The following is a 17731-nucleotide window of genomic DNA, read 5'->3' as shown; positions in this document are numbered from 1 at the left end:
TAATATAACATAATTATGACATTGACAATATAATGATTGTAGCATTGACGTCCGAATTGTTCAAATAAACGATTTCAATCTTAATATAAGTATAATTTATGTTATATAGTCTTACACATAATATAGACGAATGCATCTCGGGTTGGTAAGTTTAGGGTAAAGCTTCGCCAAACTTGACCAGGGAGATGAGAGCATGGAGAACACACTGATAAGAGAAGAGCAAATAACGCGCAGGCAGTTTCTAACGACTGTCGGCAAAATCGGGGGATCGGCTGCGCTGTTCAGTGTCATGGGCACTCTGGGCTTGCTTTCTCCGGAAACGATGAAGGCTGCAGCATACACGCCACCTTCAGGCGGTGATCTGACTTTATCAGGCCGCAGCGGTAAAAAGATTATCATTCTTGGCGCCGGAATTGCCGGCATGACGGCAGCGTATGAGCTGGGCGGTGCCGGGTATGACTGCACGATTCTGGAAGCCAGAGCGCGTGCCGGAGGGCGAGCTTGGACGGTCCGCCGGGGCACAACGGTCACCGAAATCGGCGGCGTGAAGCAGGTAGCCCGCTTTGATAACGGCCTTTATTTTAATGCTGGGCCGATGCGGATCCCGCAATTCCATGTCACTTTGGAATATGCCCGCAAATTCGGCGTTGCTATCGAACCGTTCAACAATGTGAATGAAAGCGGCTATTACTATAACGAAAATGTCGGGGAGCTCTCGGGCGTCAAAGTGCCGAAGCGTCAAGCGAAAGCGGACGTGAAAGGCTATGTTTCCGAGATGCTGGCGAAAGCCGTCAATCAAAAAGCGCTTGACCTTCCGTTAACTTCGGAGGAGAAGGCGAAACTGGTTGCTTTTTTGAAGTCGGAAGGGGATTTGAACGCGGATTTGTTCTATAAAGGCTCGGAAAGAGCCGGATATATCGAAGAGCCCGGCGGCAAACTGGATGCCGGTGTACGAAAAGATCCGTTTAGCTTGAAAGCGATCATTAATTCCGGTTTTGGGCAGTTTTTTAGCAGCGAATATTCGTATGATCAACAAATGATGATGTTCCACCCGGTAGGCGGCATGGATATGATTGCCAAGGCATTTGAGAAAAAAGTCAGCGACCGCATCCAATTCCACGCAGAGGTGCAGGAGATCATTCAGTCTACCGACGGCGTTCGTGTCAAGTATAAAGATTTGAACAGCGGGGCGCTGAAAGAAGTTACTGGCGATTATTGCATCTGCACGATCCCGTTATCGGTGCTAAAAGAGATTAAGGCGAACTTCTCCGCTGAGATGGCGACGGCGATTTCCAAAATCAGCTATGCTTCTGCCGGCAAAATCGGACTGCAATTCAAGCGCAGGTTCTGGGAAGAGGATGAGCATATTTTTGGCGGCAACACCTTGACGAATATGGATATTTCCAGCATTTATTACCCGCCGACTGACTACTTTGCCAAAAAAGGGCTGCTGCTCGGGTATTATGCCTTCGGCGCCAATGCCGATAAGCTCGGTAAAATGACGGTTGCCCAGCGCGAGGATTACGCCCTTAGCCAAGGGGCTAAGATTCATCCGCAATATTTCAAAGAATTTGAAGCTTCGTTCTCCGTGGATTGGAAAAAGATCAAATATAATCTTGGCGGCTGGGTCGCCTATACGGCAGATGATCGCAAGACGTACTATCCGACCCTGTGCAAGCCGGATGGCCGCATTTACTTGGCTGGGGAGCATATCAGCTACATTACGGCTTGGCAGGCCGGTGCGATCGAGTCGGCGCGGAAAGTCGTGACGGAACTGCACGAGCGCGTGATGAAGGAATAGAGGAGAAGGAGCGATCCCAATGATGATAACGAAAAAAATGAAGCTGATCGCTGCAGCTGTCGTAGGTTCCAGCCTAATTGCTGCCAGTGCTTATGCGGACGATGCGGAGAAATCCAACAAATATTCGGCAGAGCCGATCAATGAAGTGGAATTTTATGGAAGTCCGGCATCTTCGATTTCTAGCGGTGTATCCGTACCGTCCGGCTCGTCCTATCTATTTACGAGCGGCACGACCCCTCCCGTGCTCAACAAGGAAGGCAAAACCGTGTACGAACGGTATGGCGATACGAAGACACAGGGCATAGGCATTTTGAAATCGATTGAAAGCCAGTTGAAGGAAAAAGGATTGACCCTTGCGGATGTCACCTATTTGCGCGTGTATTTGATAGCTGATCCGAGTAAAGATAATAAATTTGATTATCAAGGCTGGTTTGACGCTTACGCCCAATTTTTCGGCACGGAGGCGAATCCTGTGAAACCGGCGCGGTCGACAGTGGGCGTTGCTGGTCTGGTTAACGCTGATTGGCTGATCGAGATCGAGGCGGTAGCGGTTTACCCGAAACACCATAACCAAGACTAAAGAAATGGAGTGATGATACATGCTTCAAAATATCGGCTTTCCTGGACTGATGCTTATTCTCTTTGTAGTGCTGGTGCTCTTTGGCCCTTCCAAGCTGCCTGAGCTTGGGCGTGCGGTCGGACGCACGCTGCATGAGTTCAAAAATTCGGCAAGAGATCTGGTTGCCGAAAAAGGCGAACAGCCGGACAGTAAAGAGCCGGCCGAGCCGCTGATGGAGAAGGCGAAGGCGTAATGGAGGGGTGTAGGGGGAAGGGCTAGTGGTCAGAGGGATGTCTCTGATTGCCAGCCCTTTTCATATTGGGTGCATTAAATCGTAACGATGAGTCCGTCGTAAGCGACCTGAATGCCGTTGGGCTGAAAGATCTCAACCAGCTCCTCGTGAAGCAAGTGTGCATTATGCGAGAAATGCGTCACAATGACGGGAGCGTTCGGCTTGAGGACAGTGTGCTCTGTCATCCAGGCTTTGGTTTCGAGTACGGCGTCAATGTTCATATGGCTGCTCCGGTGCGAACTTCGGCCTACGGTGCATTCCAGGATAGCTGCATCCAGCTTCACATCGTTTAGGTAGCGCCACGTTTGCTCCGGGAACCAGCCGCTATCGTTGCCGTACAGCACGGTTTTGCCATCTTTTTCGATCAGATAGAGCAGGCATGTTTCCTGGGGATCATGAGCTGCCAGCAGAGGCACGATTGTCGCCGTTTGCGTCTGCATGGGCTCGAAAGGGAGCACGCGATGGAAGCGGTAGTCGTGCTTTTCCCCAATCAGTGCATGGGTGCTGAGGCGAATTGGTAAATCATGCGCATACACATGGATAGGTTGACCACCGTATTGTGCATAGCCTGCGGCCCGGATCACCATGTCCTCGGCATACAAATGATCGGAGTGAGCATGAGTGATCAGCAAATCTTTGATTGCGTTCAGCGTGATTCCGTATTGCAGCGAATGATAAAACGTATCCGGCGGAAAATCGACCTTAAGCTCTCCGTCAATCAGAACCGAGGTGCGGGAACGAATGTTACGGCCGCCTCGTTCACGGGCTTGCGCGCATGTGCGGCATTCGCAGAAGAGGGAGGGAATCCCTTCGAAAGCAGCCGTGCCCAGAAAATGAATGTGCATGTTGTACAGCCTCCTTTTATAAAGTTGAATATCAAAATCATATGTACCCCGTCACCGCCTCAGCCGAAAATGCCAATGAGCATAATCCCTGCCGTGATGATAATGGAGCAGGTGATGCGACGCAGGCCTTGTGCTTCTTTGAGTATAACAATGCCAAGCAAAGTGGCGAAGAGTGTGCCGATTTCCCGGACGGGGGAAATATGCGCAACAGGAGCATGCTGTATGGCAAATAAAAATAAAAGATATGATCCCGGATTGAGGATCGTGCCAAGCAGGATGATCCACCTGTTTTGCTTCCATTCCGCGCGGATTTCCCACGATTTGATGACGAGTGGCGTGAGTCCCGCAATGAAGCCGATGTTGGTGATTTCCAGCAAGGAAATCGCGGAAATATGCTGGAGATTGAGCTTATCGACAAAAACATAGCAGGTTGTTGTCACGCCAACGCATAAGGCCATAAGGAACGGCTTTCGTGTCGCCGATGCTGTCAGTTGGCGTTGACGGCCATTCCAGACGCCGCTCAGGAAGACGAAGCCGCACACCATGCAGAGCAGGCCGATCCATCCGCAAAGCGATAGCGACTCATGCAAGAACAAAACGCCGCCGATCGGGATAAGCAAGGTGCTTGTGCCCCGCATAATCGGGTATACCTGGGAGAGGTCGCCCATTTTGTATGTTTGCGTGAGCAGCAGGGCGTACACAGCCTGAAAGGCGGCTGAGAGCAGCATCAATAAGTAAGCGGAAACAGACAGCGGGTGACGCCACAGCTCATGAATAAGATAAGGCAGGAGTGCGATCGTTGAGCCCATCACGATAGACCAGAGAAACACGCTTTTATTGCGGCTGCATTTGGTGAACAAGCTCCAAACCGCATGGGCGAGCCCGGAGGCGACGACAAGCAGGAGCGAAATCAGCAAGTGGATCATCTCCTTTCATGTTTTGACATCTTGTTGATTTATTTGAAATCATGTTGTTTGTTGACTATTCTATGCCGGCGACCTAGCGATGTCAATCGAAATTTCAGTTTGGGACACAAAAAGGCACTCCCGCACCCATGATAGGTGCAGAGAGTGCCTGTGTTCGTTGTCTCGTGCTAGTTGGCGGTGCTATTCCACGCTTGGCGCATGCTCGGGCTGTTCGGTGACGACGGTGCCATCCGCGAGGCGAAGCCACGTTGTGAAGGTTCGCTCGCCTTCGCGCAAGCGAATGATGCGCGCTCCGCGCGGAAACCCTTCCCGGCCGTATGTGTTGTACCCGGTCGCACGGCCGTAGCAGAGGCGGATGCCGTGCATCTCGCCCCAGTAGTCATTGATATGATCGTGCCCGACAAAGGTGCCGATGACATCTCCGGCTTCGACCATAGCGGTAAATAAGCCGGAATTCAAACGGGGACAGCAGACGTCTTCGAATTTGTGCCCGTAGCACGTCTCGCGTTTCCACACTTCATTGTATTCGGGCAATGGGATATGAAAAAAAGCGAGCGCAGGCAGCAGGCTGCCGCTTAAACGATCACGCAGGTTGCGGGCTTCCTCCGCGTACCAGTTGACTTGGTCCCGGCGTATCCAGTCGTAGCCGGGGATATGCTCCACGGCGGCGTGATCGCCGGAGTCCAAAAAGTACAGAACGGCCGCAGGCTCGCCTTCTGAACCGTTAATCTGCAGCGTATAATTACCGACGCCGCTCAGTGCCTGCGGGCCGCGCCGGGCGACCGTGTGCGGCAGCGACAAAGCAGCGTTCATGAGCTCCTCCCGGGTGATCCCTTTCTCCGAGTCGTGGTTGCCGAACACGAACGCCCACGGGATGCCCCGGGATGCAGCCGCATGAACGGCTTGTTCAAAAGCTTGCGCCGGATGCTCGCATTCCGGCGTGCCCGGCGAAACGAAGCCCGTATAGATGATGTCGCCGGTGAACACGACGAGATCGGGCTTCTCCGCATCGAGAACCATGTCCATCAGCTGCTGGGATTGCTGGTCGAGCTCCCCGCCATCCTTCCAATGTATGTCGGTAAATTGCGTGATCGTAAACGTATGATCTTGGCGAAAACGGAGTGAATGCTGCAAGAGATAGCCCCCTCGTAAAGTGGAATTTTGTTGAATTTTGTTGTTCCTTACAGCGTGCATCGTTGTTTCGTGGACATTGTATACCCAGTTTTTGGAACTGTCAACGAGTATTTTTACCGCCTCTAATCGAGGTTGACAGAAGTTGGTAAGGAAATTTAGACTGAAAGAAAACAACATGAATAGTCATAAATCATGACAAACAGTCATATGCAGGAGGCTGCCATGAAGGTAGATTTTCATTTTCATTTGGAGGAAGGACCGTACTCGACAGGTTGGGTGCAGCGCACAGCACAAGCTTTGCAACGGGTTAGCAGCGGATTGCTGGCGGATGATGGTCACAAGCACAAGCTGGCGTGGGCGGAGGAGCTGGTTGCCGCGCTGAAGCGCCGCATGGATCAAGGATGCTTTCATGCAGAGTGGCTCGGGCACTATTTTGAACGGGGCAAGCAAAAAGGTATTGAGCGGTTCGGTATGGTGGATCATGGATACCGGTTTACGGAATTTCGCGCCTACTACGAGAAGCATATGATCGTCGACGACACGCCCCTCGGCAGGCTGCAGCGGTATTGGCTCGACCGCGTATGCATAGGTTCCATCGAGCCTTATTTGGACGCTGTCCGGCAAGCGCAAGCAGCCGGCCATCCGGTGTCGTTAGGGCTGGAAGCCGATTATTTTCCTGGCGGCGAAGAAGAATTAGGCGAGCTCCTTGGCCGATACTCGTTTGACTACGTTATCGGTTCCGTCCATTTTTTGGATGGCTGGGGGTTCGATAATCCGGAGACGCAGCATCTTTTTCAGCAAAAAGATTTGCTAGCCTTGTACCGGCAATTGTTTGATACAGTCAAAGGGGCGGCTGCCAGCGGTTTGTTCGATATCATCGCGCATTTGGATAATCTCAAAGTATTTAACTATCGTCCGGATGAGCAGTTGCTGATCCCGATGTATGAAGATGTTGCGCAAGCGCTCAGATTGGCTGATGTGGCTACGGAAATAAATACAGGTCTTGCGTATCGCTATCCTGTCAAAGAGGCCTGCCCGAGCCCGGCGTTTCTCCAGGCCCTCTGCAAGCATGGCGTCCCCATCACGTTGAGCTCAGACTCGCACTACCCTGACGATATTGGGATGATGCTGGATGAAGCAGCTGAGCTGCTCAAGCAATCCGGTTATAAGGAGATCGTTTATTTCCAGCAAAAAGAGCGAATTACCGCCCAACTATAGGGAAATGTAGATGAAATTGCGGAAGGAGACTTTGATATGTCTAAACCCTTAATCGAGCTGCGCTGTTTCAATTCGTTGGCTAAAGTGCTGGCAAGCCGCCAGGAGCCCGATTCTCGTTATCGGATCGACAAGGCGACAGCCTTAAGTAATGAGGTATTTTCTTTTCAGATCGCCTATCGGGCTGAACAGCTTTTGAAAGGAATTCGTTTTACAGTCCAATCGTCGTTGTCAGATGCAGTAACGGTTCGCAGAGTCGGCTTAGCGCCCAGCGAGCTTCCTTGCTATGATGATCATGACGGTTATGTGATCAATGATCAGCCGGGCTTGTTTCCCGATCCGCTGTATCCGCTAGATCCTAAGGGAGAGTCAGCTCTGCCTGGGAGCTGGAATGCGGTGTGGGTGACCGTGGAGTTGGCGGACCGCTTCAGTGCAGGTGTATACCCGATTGAAGTGCAGCTGCATGGAGCTGAAGGCCAGTTGCTTGGGGCGCAGCGCATCGAGCTGCAAGTGCTGAATGCATCGCTGCCGAAGCAAAAGCTGATTCGCACCGAATGGTTCCATACGGACTGCCTCGCCGTGTACTACAACGTGGATGTGTTCAGCGAGGGGCATTGGGAGCTCATCGAGCAATATGCGCAGACAGCGGTGAAGATGGGCATCAATATGCTGCTGACCCCGCTCTTTACACCACCGCTCGATACGGAAATAGGCGGGGAGCGACCGACGGTGCAGCTGATTGGCGTGGCGCGCAGTGCACAAGGGTACGCGTTTGATTTTAGCCTGCTGCAAAGATGGATTGCGATGGGTGAGCGCTGCGGGCTGCAATATTTCGAGTTCTCCCATCTGTTTACACAGTGGGGGGCGCAATTCGCTCCCAAGGTGATGGCTGTGGAAGGTGGGGAGTTGAAGCGGATTTTTGGCTGGGAGACGGACGCCTCGGGTGCGGAATACGGACAGTTTCTGGAGGCGCTGCTGCCGGAGCTGGACCGGTTTATTCGCGAAGCGGGTATTCAGGAGCGCGTGTTTTTTCACGTCTCGGATGAACCCGGCTTGCAGCATTTGGACAGCTACAAGCAGGCCAGCGCCCGACTGCGGGCGTTTTTAGCCGATTATCCAACGTTCGACGCCTTATCCAACTATGAATTTTACGGGCATGGACTTGTGAAAACGCCGGTTGTGGCCAGCGATCATATCGAGCCTTTCCTAGCGCATGGCGTGCAAAATTTATGGACGTATTACTGCTGTGCGCAGTATAAGCAGGTTTCCAACCGCTTTTTTGCCTTCCCCTCGGAGCGCAATCGCGTGATTGGCTTTCAATTGTATAAATTCAATATCCGGGGCTTTTTGCACTGGGGCTATAACTTCTGGCATTCACAATATTCGCGCAAGCCGTTGAACCCGTTCGTGCAGACCGATGCTGACCGCGCTTTTCCTTCGGGGGATGCTTTCCTGGTATATCCGGGCGATGCGGGACCGATTGAGTCCATTCGCATGCAAGTGTTTTATGAAGCTCTGCAGGATCTGCGGGCGCTTGAATTGCTCGAAACGCTCATCGGGTGCGAGCGGACGATTGCGTTGATCGAAGAGGATCTCGAGTCGCCGCTCACATTCAGCGAGTATCCGCACGATCCATCTTGGCTGGTGATCAAGCGGGAGAAGATTAATCGGCTTATTGCACAGGAGCAAAGCGGCTTTTCGGGGTAAAAAATAGGAGGTACACCATGTCGTTAACTTACGAGGATCGCAGAACGACGATTCTTGCCCAATTGGAAATGGAAGGAAAAGTACAAGTGCATCATTTGGCGCAGCTGCTCAGTGTCTCGACAGAAACGATTCGCCGCGATTTGGACCGGCTGGAAAAGGAAGGGCGGCTGCGCAAAGTATACGGCGGGGCGGTTAAAATGCGGATGGAGCACGTGGAGCCGCCTTTTCTCAAGCGGACGCAAATGATGAAGCGGGAAAAATCGGCGATGGGCAAGCTCGCCGCTTCATTGGTTCAGGATGGGGAGACGATCATGCTGGATAATGGCACCACGACGCTGGAAATTTTGCCGTATTTGTTTGATCATGCGAATTTGACGATCATCACGCATTCTGTGCCGATCTTGAATATGGCGATGGAGATGTTTAAGGGCAAAATCATTTTTATCGGCGGCGAGATGAATGTGGAGTACCGTGCGGCGACCGGTTCGTTGGCGGAGCAACTGCTTGACCATTTCAAGGTCAACAAAGCGTTTATTACGGCTGGCGGCATTTCGCTGACGGACGGTATCACGGATTTTCACTTGGCTGAGGCGATTATTTCCCGCAAAATGATGCAGCGCGCCGAGGAGGCCATTCTGATCGCCGACCATTCCAAATTCGGCATGTCGACGTTTGCTAGAGTGTCCAAGCTGGAGGAAATTTCCATGCTGATCACCGATCCGGGCTGTCCGAAGGAGTGGATCGACACCATAGAGGCGCTCGGCATCGAGGTGCTGGTCAGCGAGTGAGCGGTGGCTGACATGCCTGCATCGGTAAGTGTGGGGTCGTGAGCGAGTGTGATAAGCGCGTTTGACGACGCTAACGAACGGTAGCGCGGGCCGAGGGGGGACTTAACGCTGTGGAACAACGTTAAGTCCCCCCTCGGCATCTGCACCGCCAGATTGGTGGCGGGGTCGGAACGCTGTCGGCGACTGGCCGGTCCAGCGCCTGAACTGCCGCGAGAAATGGCTCGCGGAGTGGAAGCCGAGCTTCTCGGCGATGCCCCCGATCGGCATATTGCTCGTGACGAGCAGCTCCTTTGCCAGATTCAGCTTTTGCCGGCTGACGTACTGTCTTGGTGACAGGCCGTACACGCTGGAAAAAAGTTTGCTGCATTGGCTGCGGCTCAAGTTCAGCGCTTTGGCGACGCCGGCGACGGAGGCCTCTTCGCACAGCCCGTGCGAGAGCTTTTCCTCGATGGCGTGCGCCACATCGGCGGCAAATAGCGTGGCCTTCTTGCCGCCACCGTCATGCACCGCCCTCACCTCGCCGCCAGACTCGCCGCCAGTCCCGCCCCCGCGTCCAACGTCACTCGCGCCCTCAGCCTCCGGCTGTCGCTTCGGCTGATCGTGCTCCTGCAGCAGCGAGAGCACGTCATGAATAATAAGCAGCGTATACGATTGCAGCAGCAGCTTGTCTTCAAAACCAAGCACCAGCCGCTGATGCCCAGCCTCGCTGCCTGCTTGTGAAGACCGGCTCCGCCGCATCACCGCTTCCAGCTCGCTGACATAAAACAGCAGCTTGCTTTGCTCCGCAGCCTCCCGGCGAATGTGCCGGTAGGGGGAAGCGGCGAGCAGACTGCGAATCCCGGCATCATCGAGATCAAAATGCACGTTGAAGTAACCATAATCCCCGGCAGCAGCGTTGGAGGATTGATGCCGCAGCCCCGATTTGATCAGCAGCCAGTCACCTTTCTGCATCAGAATCGTTTCGCGATTCATCTCCTGTACAACTTCGCCTTCCAGACAGCAAAGCAGCTCGAATAAATGATGATGATGCCGGGGGAACTGCCAGCCCGGCGGTTGGACGCCGAAATGGCAGCCTACAACCTGCAGCGTATTTGTCATATTTGGGAAGCTGAATAAATGGTCGATCTGCATGCACACCCTTCGTTTCCTTTTTACCATTTTAGCACCGCTCGGCACATTTGGTATAGAAAATGATCAAATTGGTGATTGAGTCACATCCTTCTTTCCGCGATGATAGATCTAGACGAAACGATATGGGGGGACTTCTATGACACAATTACAAATCAACAAACAACAATTCATATGGGATGGCGAACCGCTGCAAATCATTTCCGGCGCCATTCATTATTTTCGCATCGTGCCCGAATACTGGGAGGACCGGCTGCTGAAGCTGAAAGCGTGCGGATTCAATACGGTGGAAACGTACATTCCGTGGAATTTGCATGAGCCAAAGGAAGGGGAGTTCAACTTTGCAGGTATGGCCGATGTCGAACGCTTTATCCAAACGGCGGGCGCCTTAGGCTTGCATGTCATCGTGCGGCCAAGTCCGTACATTTGCGCGGAGTGGGAGTTCGGCGGACTGCCAGCATGGCTGCTGCAATATCCGGACATGCGGCTTCGCTGCCTGGACAGCAGCTATTTGGCCAAAGTCGATCGCTACTATGACGAGCTCATCCCTCGCTTGACAACGCGGCTTAGCACGAACGGCGGCCCGATCATCGCCATGCAGATCGAGAACGAATATGGCAGCTATGGGAATGATCAGGCCTATCTCGCTTATCTGCGCGATGGTCTTGTCCGACGAGGTGTGGATGTACTGCTCTTCACATCGGACGGTCCTGAGCACGGCATGCTGCAAGGCGGAACCGTTCCGGGGACGCTGGCGACCGTGAATTTCGGCTCTAAGCCGGAGGAAGCGTTCCACACCTTCCGCGAATATCGCTCCGATGATCCGCTGGTCTGCATGGAATATTGGAACGGCTGGTTCGACCATTGGCTGAAGCCGCATCACACCCGCGATGCCGGCGATGTCGCCGATGTTTTCGAGCGCATGCTTCGGGCTGGCGCTTCGGTGAACTTTTACATGTTCCACGGCGGGACGAACTTCGGCTTTTATAACGGCGCTAACTTCCAGGACAAATATGAAGCGACCATTACCAGCTACGATTACGATGCGCCTTTGTCGGAGTGCGGGGATGAGACGGACAAATACAGAGCGGTACGTGAGAAGTTGACAGCCTATTTGGGTGTAAACCCAGCAGAATTACCGGCATTCCCGGCGCCAATAGCCAAGAAAAGCTACGGCCCTATTTTGCTGAACGAAAAAGCGGATTTGCTGGAACAGCTGTCACTTTTGGCACAGCCGGTACAGCGCGTTTACCCAGAACCGATGGAAAAGCTGGGTCAAAATTACGGCTTTATCGTCTACTCGACATTTGTTTCCGGTCCGCGTACCGCCGAAAAGCTGACAATCCAGGATGTGCATGATCGCGCACAGGTGTTTTTGGACGGCGTTTTTCAAGGTGTTGTCGAACGTTGGGATGCGCGTCCACTGCAGGTGGACATTCCGGCTGGCGGGGCTAAACTTGACATTGTCGTGGAAAATATGGGGCGCGTCAATTACGGGCCGAAACTGCGCGATCATAAAGGCATCACGGAAGGCGTACGGTTGAACAATCAGTTTTTGTTCAACTGGACGATCTATCCGCTCCCGCTCGAAGAAGTCTCGCATCTGCAATATACCCCAGAGCCGGATGCGATCCAAAAAACAAGTGATAACAGACCTGCCTTTTACAAAGGTGTCTTCCATGTGGAAGAGGCGGGAGATACTTTCGTCAAGCTGGAAGGGTGGACCAAAGGCGTCGTCTGGATCAACGGTTTTAACCTTGGCCGCTATTGGGATAGAGGGCCGCAGCGCACCTTGTATGTACCGGCACCGCTTTTAAGATCAGGTGCAAACGAGATCGTCGTGCTGGAGCTGCACGAAACGAAGCGACCGGTTATTGAACTGAGCGACCGGCCCGATTTAGGCTAGCGAATACAAAGACAGTCGAAAATGAACTACACCTCCATTGTTAGTTGTGGATAACCAATGGGGTGCAGTTCACGATCGGCTGTCTTTTTTTCGTCCTCTTTTTACATAGAGAAAATACAAGCTTCCCTATAAAATTCACAATCCGCTTCCGCCAATCTGTGATACAGTCGTCTCGAAGAAACCGCTTCCAAAAATATCCGCATCTGTGGAGGGATAGCGAATGAAATTAAGCACAAGTGTGAATGTGAAGAAAGAGCCGTTTCACCTGAATCATTACAAGTCGGACAGACAGCAGCATTGGGAAGTGCATCATGCCCATCAGAGCATGGAGTTTTTGTATGTGTACGAGGGCAGGGGGACGGTGGAAGTCCATAAGCAGCAATCCCCGGTTCAGCCCGGTACGCTGCTCGTCTTTCAGCCGTTTCAGCAGCACCGCATCCGCATGCAGGGTACGTTCATACGCACGGTGCTGATGTTTGATCCGTATCTGCTGGATAACGGATTGCATGCTTTTGGCAGTTTGCGCAAACTGTTCGGCACACTCTGGAAAGGGCCGCTTGCGATGCAAGCCATCCCTGGCCAGCACGAGCTGGCGCCTCTTTTTGAGAAGTTGAACCGCAAACTCAAAGACGTTCATCCGGGCAAACACCAGGAGGAATTCACGCTTTGTCTATTATTTCTTTTAAAGCATCTAGAACCTTATGAAAAAGAATGGATTGCCCCACACAGCGAACATAAGTTTAAACCCCGCTACAGTCACACCGTGGAACAAATGATCGAATGGATCGAGCTTCACTTCAAGGAAAAATTCGATCTGCATCAAATGTCCGACGATCTGCATTTATCGACCTACTATTTATCACATACGTTCAGGCAGTCCACTGGCAGCTCTATTACGGAATTTATTACCAACCGCAGATTGAAAGAGGCGTGTCTCCTGCTCGAAACAACGTCCAAAACGTCCGGCTACATTGCGCAGGAAGTTGGTTTTTTGAATGGTTCTTATTTTTGCCGGGTGTTCAAAACAATGCTGGGGCTGACGCCCAAATCTTACCGCTCGCAGCTGCTTTCAGGACAGCAATAACGTGCAACTTCATAGCAATAGCTTTGCACATGAAAGGAGGACCATCCGCTATACTTTCTCTTGTAAGCGCTTATATGAAATGGATACCTAGAGGAGGAATTCATGTCAACCTCGATGGGGTCGGTTATGTTGTGAACGCTGTCGGCGGCACGGCCATTGTGCACGGAAATACGCGCTCGGACAGTTCGGCGAACTTGTACATAGGACATTACACCGCTTATTAAACATTCATGCATCAAGGCTCCTCTTTATGTAATTGGAAGAGGGGTCTTTTTTGTCGATTGATGTTATTTTCACCTAAATAATGGTATTCTAGTGGTTGAGGTGATATCATGCGCGATGCAACAACTGCGATCAAAATAACGCCGCCCCGAGCGCTTGCCGGAGGCTTTTTGCTTATCATTTGTTTTGGCACCATGCTGTTGTACATGCCTCTCGCATCAGTCAGCGGGCACAGCATGGGCTTTATGGACGCTTTATTCACGTCGATGTCGGCGACCTGCGTAACGGGGCTTATTTTAGTTGATACTGGCACACATTTCTCTTTGTTCGGCCAGATTGTCGTGCTAGCCCTGGTCCAGCTTGGGGGAGTCGGCTTCATGACGATGGCTACCTGGATTTCGATTTTTATGAAGAGGAAAATTTCTCTTCAAGAGCGCCTCATTTTAACGGAGTCGATGAATGAAGGTAAGATGGAAGGGATTATTACGCTGACACGCAAAGTTTTCTTGTACTCCATTGCGATCGAAGCTGCGGCGGCTCTTTATTTTGCCATTCATTGGTCGCGGGATCTAGGGTTTAGCAAAGCTTTGTATTTTGGCATTTTTCATTCGGTTTCTATTTTTAATAATGCGGGCTTTGAACTGCTGGGCGGGTTTCGCAGCTTGACGCCTTACGTTGACGATGTGGGCATGAATATCGTGTCCATTATGCTTATTTTTCTCGGCGGTGTGGGGTTTATCGTGATTTCGGATCTGATTGTATATCCCAAAGTAAGAAAGCTATCCTTACACAGTAAAGTCGTGTTAGCGGGCTCCGCCATTTTGACAGTTCTAGGCGCAGTCGTCATCTATGCGTTCGAGTACACGAATACGAAAACGCTCGGACCACTCAGCTGGGACACGAAGCTGTTGGCTTCTGTTTTTCAATCAGTTACCCTGCGTTCTGCGGGTGTGAATACGATTGACATCGGCGGACTGCGGGAAAGTACGCAATTGTTTATGATTGTGATGATGTTTATCGGTGCTGCGCCAGGTTCAACGGGAGGCGGTATCAAAATCACGACATTTGTCGTCCTGTTCGCAACAGTGGGAGCGATGCTCCGGGGCAAAGAAGACGTCGTCCTGTTCCAGCAGCGCATCTCCAAAGGGGATATATACCGGGCCATCTCGTTTAGCCTGCTGGCTGTGATTTTGCTGATTACGGCTACGCTGCTGCTCTGTGTTTTTCAGGATCAGAATTTTCTGATGATCTTGTTCGAGGCGGCATCCGCATTTGGCACAGTTGGCTTAAGCATGGGGCTGACACAAGATCTGACCTCCGCCGGCAAAGTGATCATCGTCATCATGATGTTTATCGGTCGTATCGGTCTCGTGACACTTGCGTATGCTTTATTGACAAAGCGGGGCAAGGAGCTGTACCGGCATCCGGAAGGGAAGATTATAATTGGGTAGATCCTCGCTAGAACCACAAACTTTTATAACGCCATGTGTCATGTGTGCCGGAATCATGGGCTAGCATATACAACAGAATCGACTTTATATGATGGACGTTTACGGGGAGGGAGGCCTGAGGATGAATCGAGACGAGAGAGTCGCACTTGTGACCGGGGCTTCGAGCGGTTTTGGTATGCTGACGTCCATTGCGCTGGCCAAAAATGGATATTATGTGATCGCGACCATGCGTGATCCGGCGAAGCAGAGCCCATTACTAGCTTTGGCTGAGGGCGCCGGCATTGAACAGCGCTTGGAGATTATGCAGGTGGATGTGACCGTGCACGAGTCAATTGACCGGGCAGTAGGGGAAGTGATTCGTAAGCACGGGCGGATCGATGTTCTCGTGAATAATGCCGGCTATGCCATCGGCGGATATGTGGAGGATGTGCCCATGGAGGCGTGGAAGGAGCAGCTGGAGACCAACGTATTCGGCGTCATCGCCGCGGCCAAAGCAGTGCTGCCGCATATGCGGGCTCAAGCCTCGGGCTGCATCATTAATTTAAGCAGTGTAAGCGGGTTGACGGCTTACCCGGGTTTTGCGCCATATAGTACCTCGAAGTTCGCTATCGAGGGCTTTAGTGAATCGCTGCGGCTGGAAATGAAGCCGTACGGCGTCCGTGTCGTTCTGGTGGAGCCAGGTGCGTACCGGACGGATATTTGGAGCAAAGGCTTCGCTGGTGTATATACCACCGAAGCCTCGCCTTATTGGAGCCGGCTGAGCAAGCTGCTCCAGATGGTCAAGCAAACGGCCGGCTCAGCGCCGGACCCGCAGGAAGTTGCCGACGCGATCGTGAGCATCGCCGGCCGTTCACGCCCCAAGCTTCGCTACCCGCTGGGGCGCGGCGTGCGCCTCGGCCTGTGGAGCCGGAGCCTGCTGCCGTGGAAATGGTACGAAGCCGTCGTGCTGCGCATGCTGCGTTGAGGAGCGGGTTTGAGGCCATCTGCCGTGTCGGAGCGAATATCATAAGTGCGCGCTCACACCGCGCGCGTCGACGCCCGGATCAGCAGCTCGCACGGCAAGATGAGCTTGCGCTGCTCCCGGGCGGCTTCGCCTTCGATCCGCTCGATCAGCAGCTGCATGCCGAGCGAGCCAAACTGATACGCCGGCTGTGCAGCCACCGTCAGAAAAGGATTGATTGCTTCGGCATGGACGAAGTCATCGAAGCATACAACCGAGATGTCGCGCGGCACCTGCAGGCCGCGCTTGCGCAATGCCTGAATAACGCCGACGGCGAGCATGTTATTCGCGGCAAAAATAGCGGTCGGCGGCGAAGCCAGGCCGAGCAAAGCGTCTAACGCCGACTCGTCGTGGAAGTCGCGGTAACTGAAGTGGGCGACCAGCGTGTCGTCCGGCGCCATTCCGCTCAGCGTATGCGCTTCGCGGTAGCCCAAATACCTCAGGCGCGCCGTAGATACATCCTGCGAGCCGTTAATGAGCGCGATCCGCTTGTGCCCCAGCCCGATCAGGTGCTCGACCAGCTTGCGCGCGCCTTCCTTGCTGTCCCCGAGCACGACGTCCGCCTCGATGCCCGGCACTTCCCGATCCAGTACGACGAACGGGATATTATGCTTCTGCAGCTGCTGCAGATGTTCAAGCGACTGATCTCCCGTCGGCGCGAACAACACGCCATCCACGCGAGTCGATAAAATCATATCGACGTAATCCCTTTCTTTGACATAATCCTCATCACTATTGCCAAAAAGCAAGCGATATCCCGAGCGCTTCGCCGCATCCTCGGCACCGCGCGCGATTGTTGTATAGAACGGATTCGTAATATCCGTAATGAGCAGGGAAAGTATTTTCGTCTTTTGCAGCACCAGGCTGCGGGCCATTGAATTCGGGATGTAATGGAGCTCTTCCATCACTTTGCGGACACGCTTGCGCGTCGCTTCGCTGATTCGCCCCGTGTTATTGATAACTCGCGATACGGTCATCGCGGAGACGCCTGCTTTTTCAGCAATATCATAAATAGTAACCATGTACAGTAACCTTCCCACGTAAGTTATTTGTCTATTGTATAGAAAAAAACAATTGACAGCAAGGCAGTTAATTGTTAATTTTGAGTTATCGGTAACACGAATATTTTAGCTTTTCCAAGCGTATGATTGAACGAGACATTTTGCGGCAAGACGTCAAAGGAGGAAGCAGTATGCTAAAAGGTATACCCAGTATCCTGTCACCTGAACTGTTGAAGGTGCTGATGGAGATGGGGCATGGCGATGAAATCGTCATCGCAGACGGCAATTTCCCGGCGGCCAGCCACGCTAACCGGTTATTGCGCTGTGACGGACATGGCGTTCCGGAACTTTTGGAAGCGGTTTTACAGCTGTTCCCGCTCGATACATATAGTGAGCAGCCCGTTGCGCTCATGGCGGTCGTGCCAGGCGATCAGGTGGAGACGCCGATTTGGCGCACCTATGAAGAACTGATCAGCCGGCACATGAAACCGGCCACCGAACATATGGAGCGGTTTGCATTTTACGAGCGGGCGAAGCAAGCTTATGCCATTGTGGCCACGAGCGAAAAAGCGCTATATGCGAACATCATTTTGAAAAAAGGCGTAATCAGCTAGGTGTGAACATAGCGAAAGGAAGCCTTTTTATTTTACCTATTGATTTATCGATAACTCT

The 17731-nt window shown here is 52.5% G+C and carries 16 protein-coding genes; 11 read left to right on the top strand and 5 right to left on the bottom strand.

The features are described from left to right. Positions 1 to 193 precede the first annotated feature (193 nt). The 3 genes from O9139_RS31285 to O9139_RS31275 are packed head-to-tail and all read left to right on the top strand — an operon-like array spanning position 194 to position 2613. Positions 194 to 1801, top strand: a complete 1608-nt coding sequence (locus O9139_RS31285) for a flavin monoamine oxidase family protein (RefSeq protein WP_270885657.1) — start codon at positions 194 to 196, stop codon at positions 1799 to 1801. 19 nt (positions 1802 to 1820) lie between these two features. Further along, positions 1821 to 2381, top strand: coding sequence for a RidA family protein (locus O9139_RS31280; RefSeq protein WP_270885656.1), 561 nt, complete (start codon positions 1821 to 1823; stop codon positions 2379 to 2381). Positions 2382 to 2400: 19 nt separating this feature from the next. Beyond that, positions 2401 to 2613: a twin-arginine translocase TatA/TatE family subunit gene (locus tag O9139_RS31275; RefSeq protein WP_270885655.1), complete on the top strand. Its 213-nt coding sequence runs from the start codon at positions 2401 to 2403 to the stop codon at positions 2611 to 2613. Between the two features lie 74 nt (positions 2614 to 2687). On the opposite strand, the gene O9139_RS31270 is transcribed toward O9139_RS31275, so the two are convergent. The 3 genes from O9139_RS31270 to O9139_RS31260 form a co-directional block, all read right to left on the bottom strand. Next, positions 2688 to 3497 carry an MBL fold metallo-hydrolase gene (locus O9139_RS31270; protein WP_270885654.1) on the bottom strand — a complete coding sequence of 270 codons (810 nt, stop codon included), beginning with the start codon at positions 3495 to 3497 and terminating at the stop codon, positions 2688 to 2690. Between the two features lie 59 nt (positions 3498 to 3556). Continuing rightward, complete coding sequence (locus tag O9139_RS31265; protein ID WP_270885653.1) at positions 3557 to 4423, bottom strand: DMT family transporter; 867 nt, start codon at positions 4421 to 4423, stop codon at positions 3557 to 3559. A gap of 180 nt (positions 4424 to 4603) precedes the next feature. Next, positions 4604 to 5557 (bottom strand): metallophosphoesterase family protein, encoded by a 954-nt coding sequence (locus O9139_RS31260; RefSeq protein ID WP_270885652.1) that lies wholly within the window; start codon positions 5555 to 5557, stop codon positions 4604 to 4606. Between the two features lie 222 nt (positions 5558 to 5779). Between O9139_RS31260 and O9139_RS31255 the strand changes: the two genes are divergently transcribed. Genes O9139_RS31255 through O9139_RS31245 form a run of 3 tightly spaced genes read left to right on the top strand, consistent with a single transcriptional unit; the run spans position 5780 to position 9267 of the window. After that, entirely contained in the window at positions 5780 to 6775 is a 996-nt protein-coding gene (locus tag O9139_RS31255; RefSeq protein ID WP_270885651.1) for a PHP domain-containing protein, read from the top strand. Positions 6776 to 6811: 36 nt separating this feature from the next. Further along, on the top strand, positions 6812 to 8479 hold the full coding sequence (locus O9139_RS31250; protein ID WP_270885650.1) for a DUF4091 domain-containing protein: 1668 nt from the start codon (positions 6812 to 6814) through the stop codon (positions 8477 to 8479). 17 nt (positions 8480 to 8496) lie between these two features. Then, on the top strand, positions 8497 to 9267 hold the full coding sequence (locus O9139_RS31245; protein ID WP_270885649.1) for a DeoR/GlpR family DNA-binding transcription regulator: 771 nt from the start codon (positions 8497 to 8499) through the stop codon (positions 9265 to 9267). 102 nt (positions 9268 to 9369) lie between these two features. Here O9139_RS31245 and O9139_RS31240 read toward each other — a convergent pair whose 3' ends face one another. Then, on the bottom strand, positions 9370 to 10392 hold the full coding sequence (locus tag O9139_RS31240) for a helix-turn-helix domain-containing protein (RefSeq protein WP_377525570.1): 1023 nt from the start codon (positions 10390 to 10392) through the stop codon (positions 9370 to 9372). A gap of 142 nt (positions 10393 to 10534) precedes the next feature. Between O9139_RS31240 and O9139_RS31235 the strand changes: the two genes are divergently transcribed. The 4 genes from O9139_RS31235 to O9139_RS31220 all read left to right on the top strand — a co-directional run bounded on the left by O9139_RS31235 (position 10535) and on the right by O9139_RS31220 (position 16022). Then, on the top strand, positions 10535 to 12301 hold the full coding sequence (locus tag O9139_RS31235; RefSeq protein ID WP_270885647.1) for a glycoside hydrolase family 35 protein: 1767 nt from the start codon (positions 10535 to 10537) through the stop codon (positions 12299 to 12301). A 220-nt stretch (positions 12302 to 12521) separates the two neighbouring features. Then, complete coding sequence (locus O9139_RS31230; RefSeq protein ID WP_270885646.1) at positions 12522 to 13385, top strand: AraC family transcriptional regulator; 864 nt, start codon at positions 12522 to 12524, stop codon at positions 13383 to 13385. Positions 13386 to 13717: 332 nt separating this feature from the next. After that, on the top strand, positions 13718 to 15058 hold the full coding sequence (locus O9139_RS31225) for a TrkH family potassium uptake protein (protein WP_270885645.1): 1341 nt from the start codon (positions 13718 to 13720) through the stop codon (positions 15056 to 15058). Between the two features lie 121 nt (positions 15059 to 15179). Beyond that, positions 15180 to 16022, top strand: a complete 843-nt coding sequence (locus tag O9139_RS31220; protein WP_270885644.1) for an SDR family oxidoreductase — start codon at positions 15180 to 15182, stop codon at positions 16020 to 16022. A 53-nt stretch (positions 16023 to 16075) separates the two neighbouring features. Here the strand turns inward: O9139_RS31220 and O9139_RS31215 are convergent, their stop codons facing one another. Continuing rightward, the gene (locus O9139_RS31215; protein ID WP_270885643.1) at positions 16076 to 17080 is read right to left on the bottom strand and encodes a LacI family DNA-binding transcriptional regulator; all 1005 of its coding nucleotides are present in this window, start codon (positions 17078 to 17080) and stop codon (positions 16076 to 16078) included. Positions 17081 to 17250: 170 nt separating this feature from the next. Between O9139_RS31215 and fucU the strand changes: the two genes are divergently transcribed. Beyond that, positions 17251 to 17673: an L-fucose mutarotase gene (fucU, locus tag O9139_RS31210; RefSeq protein WP_270885642.1), complete on the top strand. Its 423-nt coding sequence runs from the start codon at positions 17251 to 17253 to the stop codon at positions 17671 to 17673. The last annotated feature ends 58 nt before the right edge of the window (positions 17674 to 17731 follow it).

The organism is Paenibacillus aestuarii (assembly GCF_027789125.1).
GTDB lineage: Bacteria > Bacillota > Bacilli > Paenibacillales > NBRC-103111 > Paenibacillus_E > Paenibacillus_E aestuarii.
Note: the sequence above shows the minus strand (reverse complement) of the source record. Positions and strands in the feature narration are given on the sequence as shown.

What these genes read in the sequence shown, in the direction of transcription:
- O9139_RS31285 (WP_270885657.1), top strand. Translation starts at nt 194, where the DNA reads ATGGAGAACACACTGATAAGAGAAGAGCAAATAACGCGCAGGCAGTTT.
- O9139_RS31280 (WP_270885656.1), top strand. Translation starts at nt 1,821, where the DNA reads ATGATGATAACGAAAAAAATGAAGCTGATCGCTGCAGCTGTCGTAGGT.
- O9139_RS31275 (WP_270885655.1), top strand. Translation starts at nt 2,401, where the DNA reads ATGCTTCAAAATATCGGCTTTCCTGGACTGATGCTTATTCTCTTTGTA.
- O9139_RS31270 (WP_270885654.1), bottom strand. Translation starts at nt 3,497, where the DNA reads ATGCACATTCATTTTCTGGGCACGGCTGCTTTCGAAGGGATTCCCTCC.
- O9139_RS31265 (WP_270885653.1), bottom strand. Translation starts at nt 4,423, where the DNA reads ATGATCCACTTGCTGATTTCGCTCCTGCTTGTCGTCGCCTCCGGGCTC.
- O9139_RS31255 (WP_270885651.1), top strand. Translation starts at nt 5,780, where the DNA reads ATGAAGGTAGATTTTCATTTTCATTTGGAGGAAGGACCGTACTCGACA.
- O9139_RS31250 (WP_270885650.1), top strand. Translation starts at nt 6,812, where the DNA reads ATGTCTAAACCCTTAATCGAGCTGCGCTGTTTCAATTCGTTGGCTAAA.
- O9139_RS31245 (WP_270885649.1), top strand. Translation starts at nt 8,497, where the DNA reads ATGTCGTTAACTTACGAGGATCGCAGAACGACGATTCTTGCCCAATTG.
- O9139_RS31235 (WP_270885647.1), top strand. Translation starts at nt 10,535, where the DNA reads ATGACACAATTACAAATCAACAAACAACAATTCATATGGGATGGCGAA.
- O9139_RS31230 (WP_270885646.1), top strand. Translation starts at nt 12,522, where the DNA reads ATGAAATTAAGCACAAGTGTGAATGTGAAGAAAGAGCCGTTTCACCTG.
- O9139_RS31225 (WP_270885645.1), top strand. Translation starts at nt 13,718, where the DNA reads ATGCGCGATGCAACAACTGCGATCAAAATAACGCCGCCCCGAGCGCTT.
- O9139_RS31220 (WP_270885644.1), top strand. Translation starts at nt 15,180, where the DNA reads ATGAATCGAGACGAGAGAGTCGCACTTGTGACCGGGGCTTCGAGCGGT.
- O9139_RS31215 (WP_270885643.1), bottom strand. Translation starts at nt 17,080, where the DNA reads ATGGTTACTATTTATGATATTGCTGAAAAAGCAGGCGTCTCCGCGATG.
- fucU (WP_270885642.1), top strand. Translation starts at nt 17,251, where the DNA reads ATGCTAAAAGGTATACCCAGTATCCTGTCACCTGAACTGTTGAAGGTG.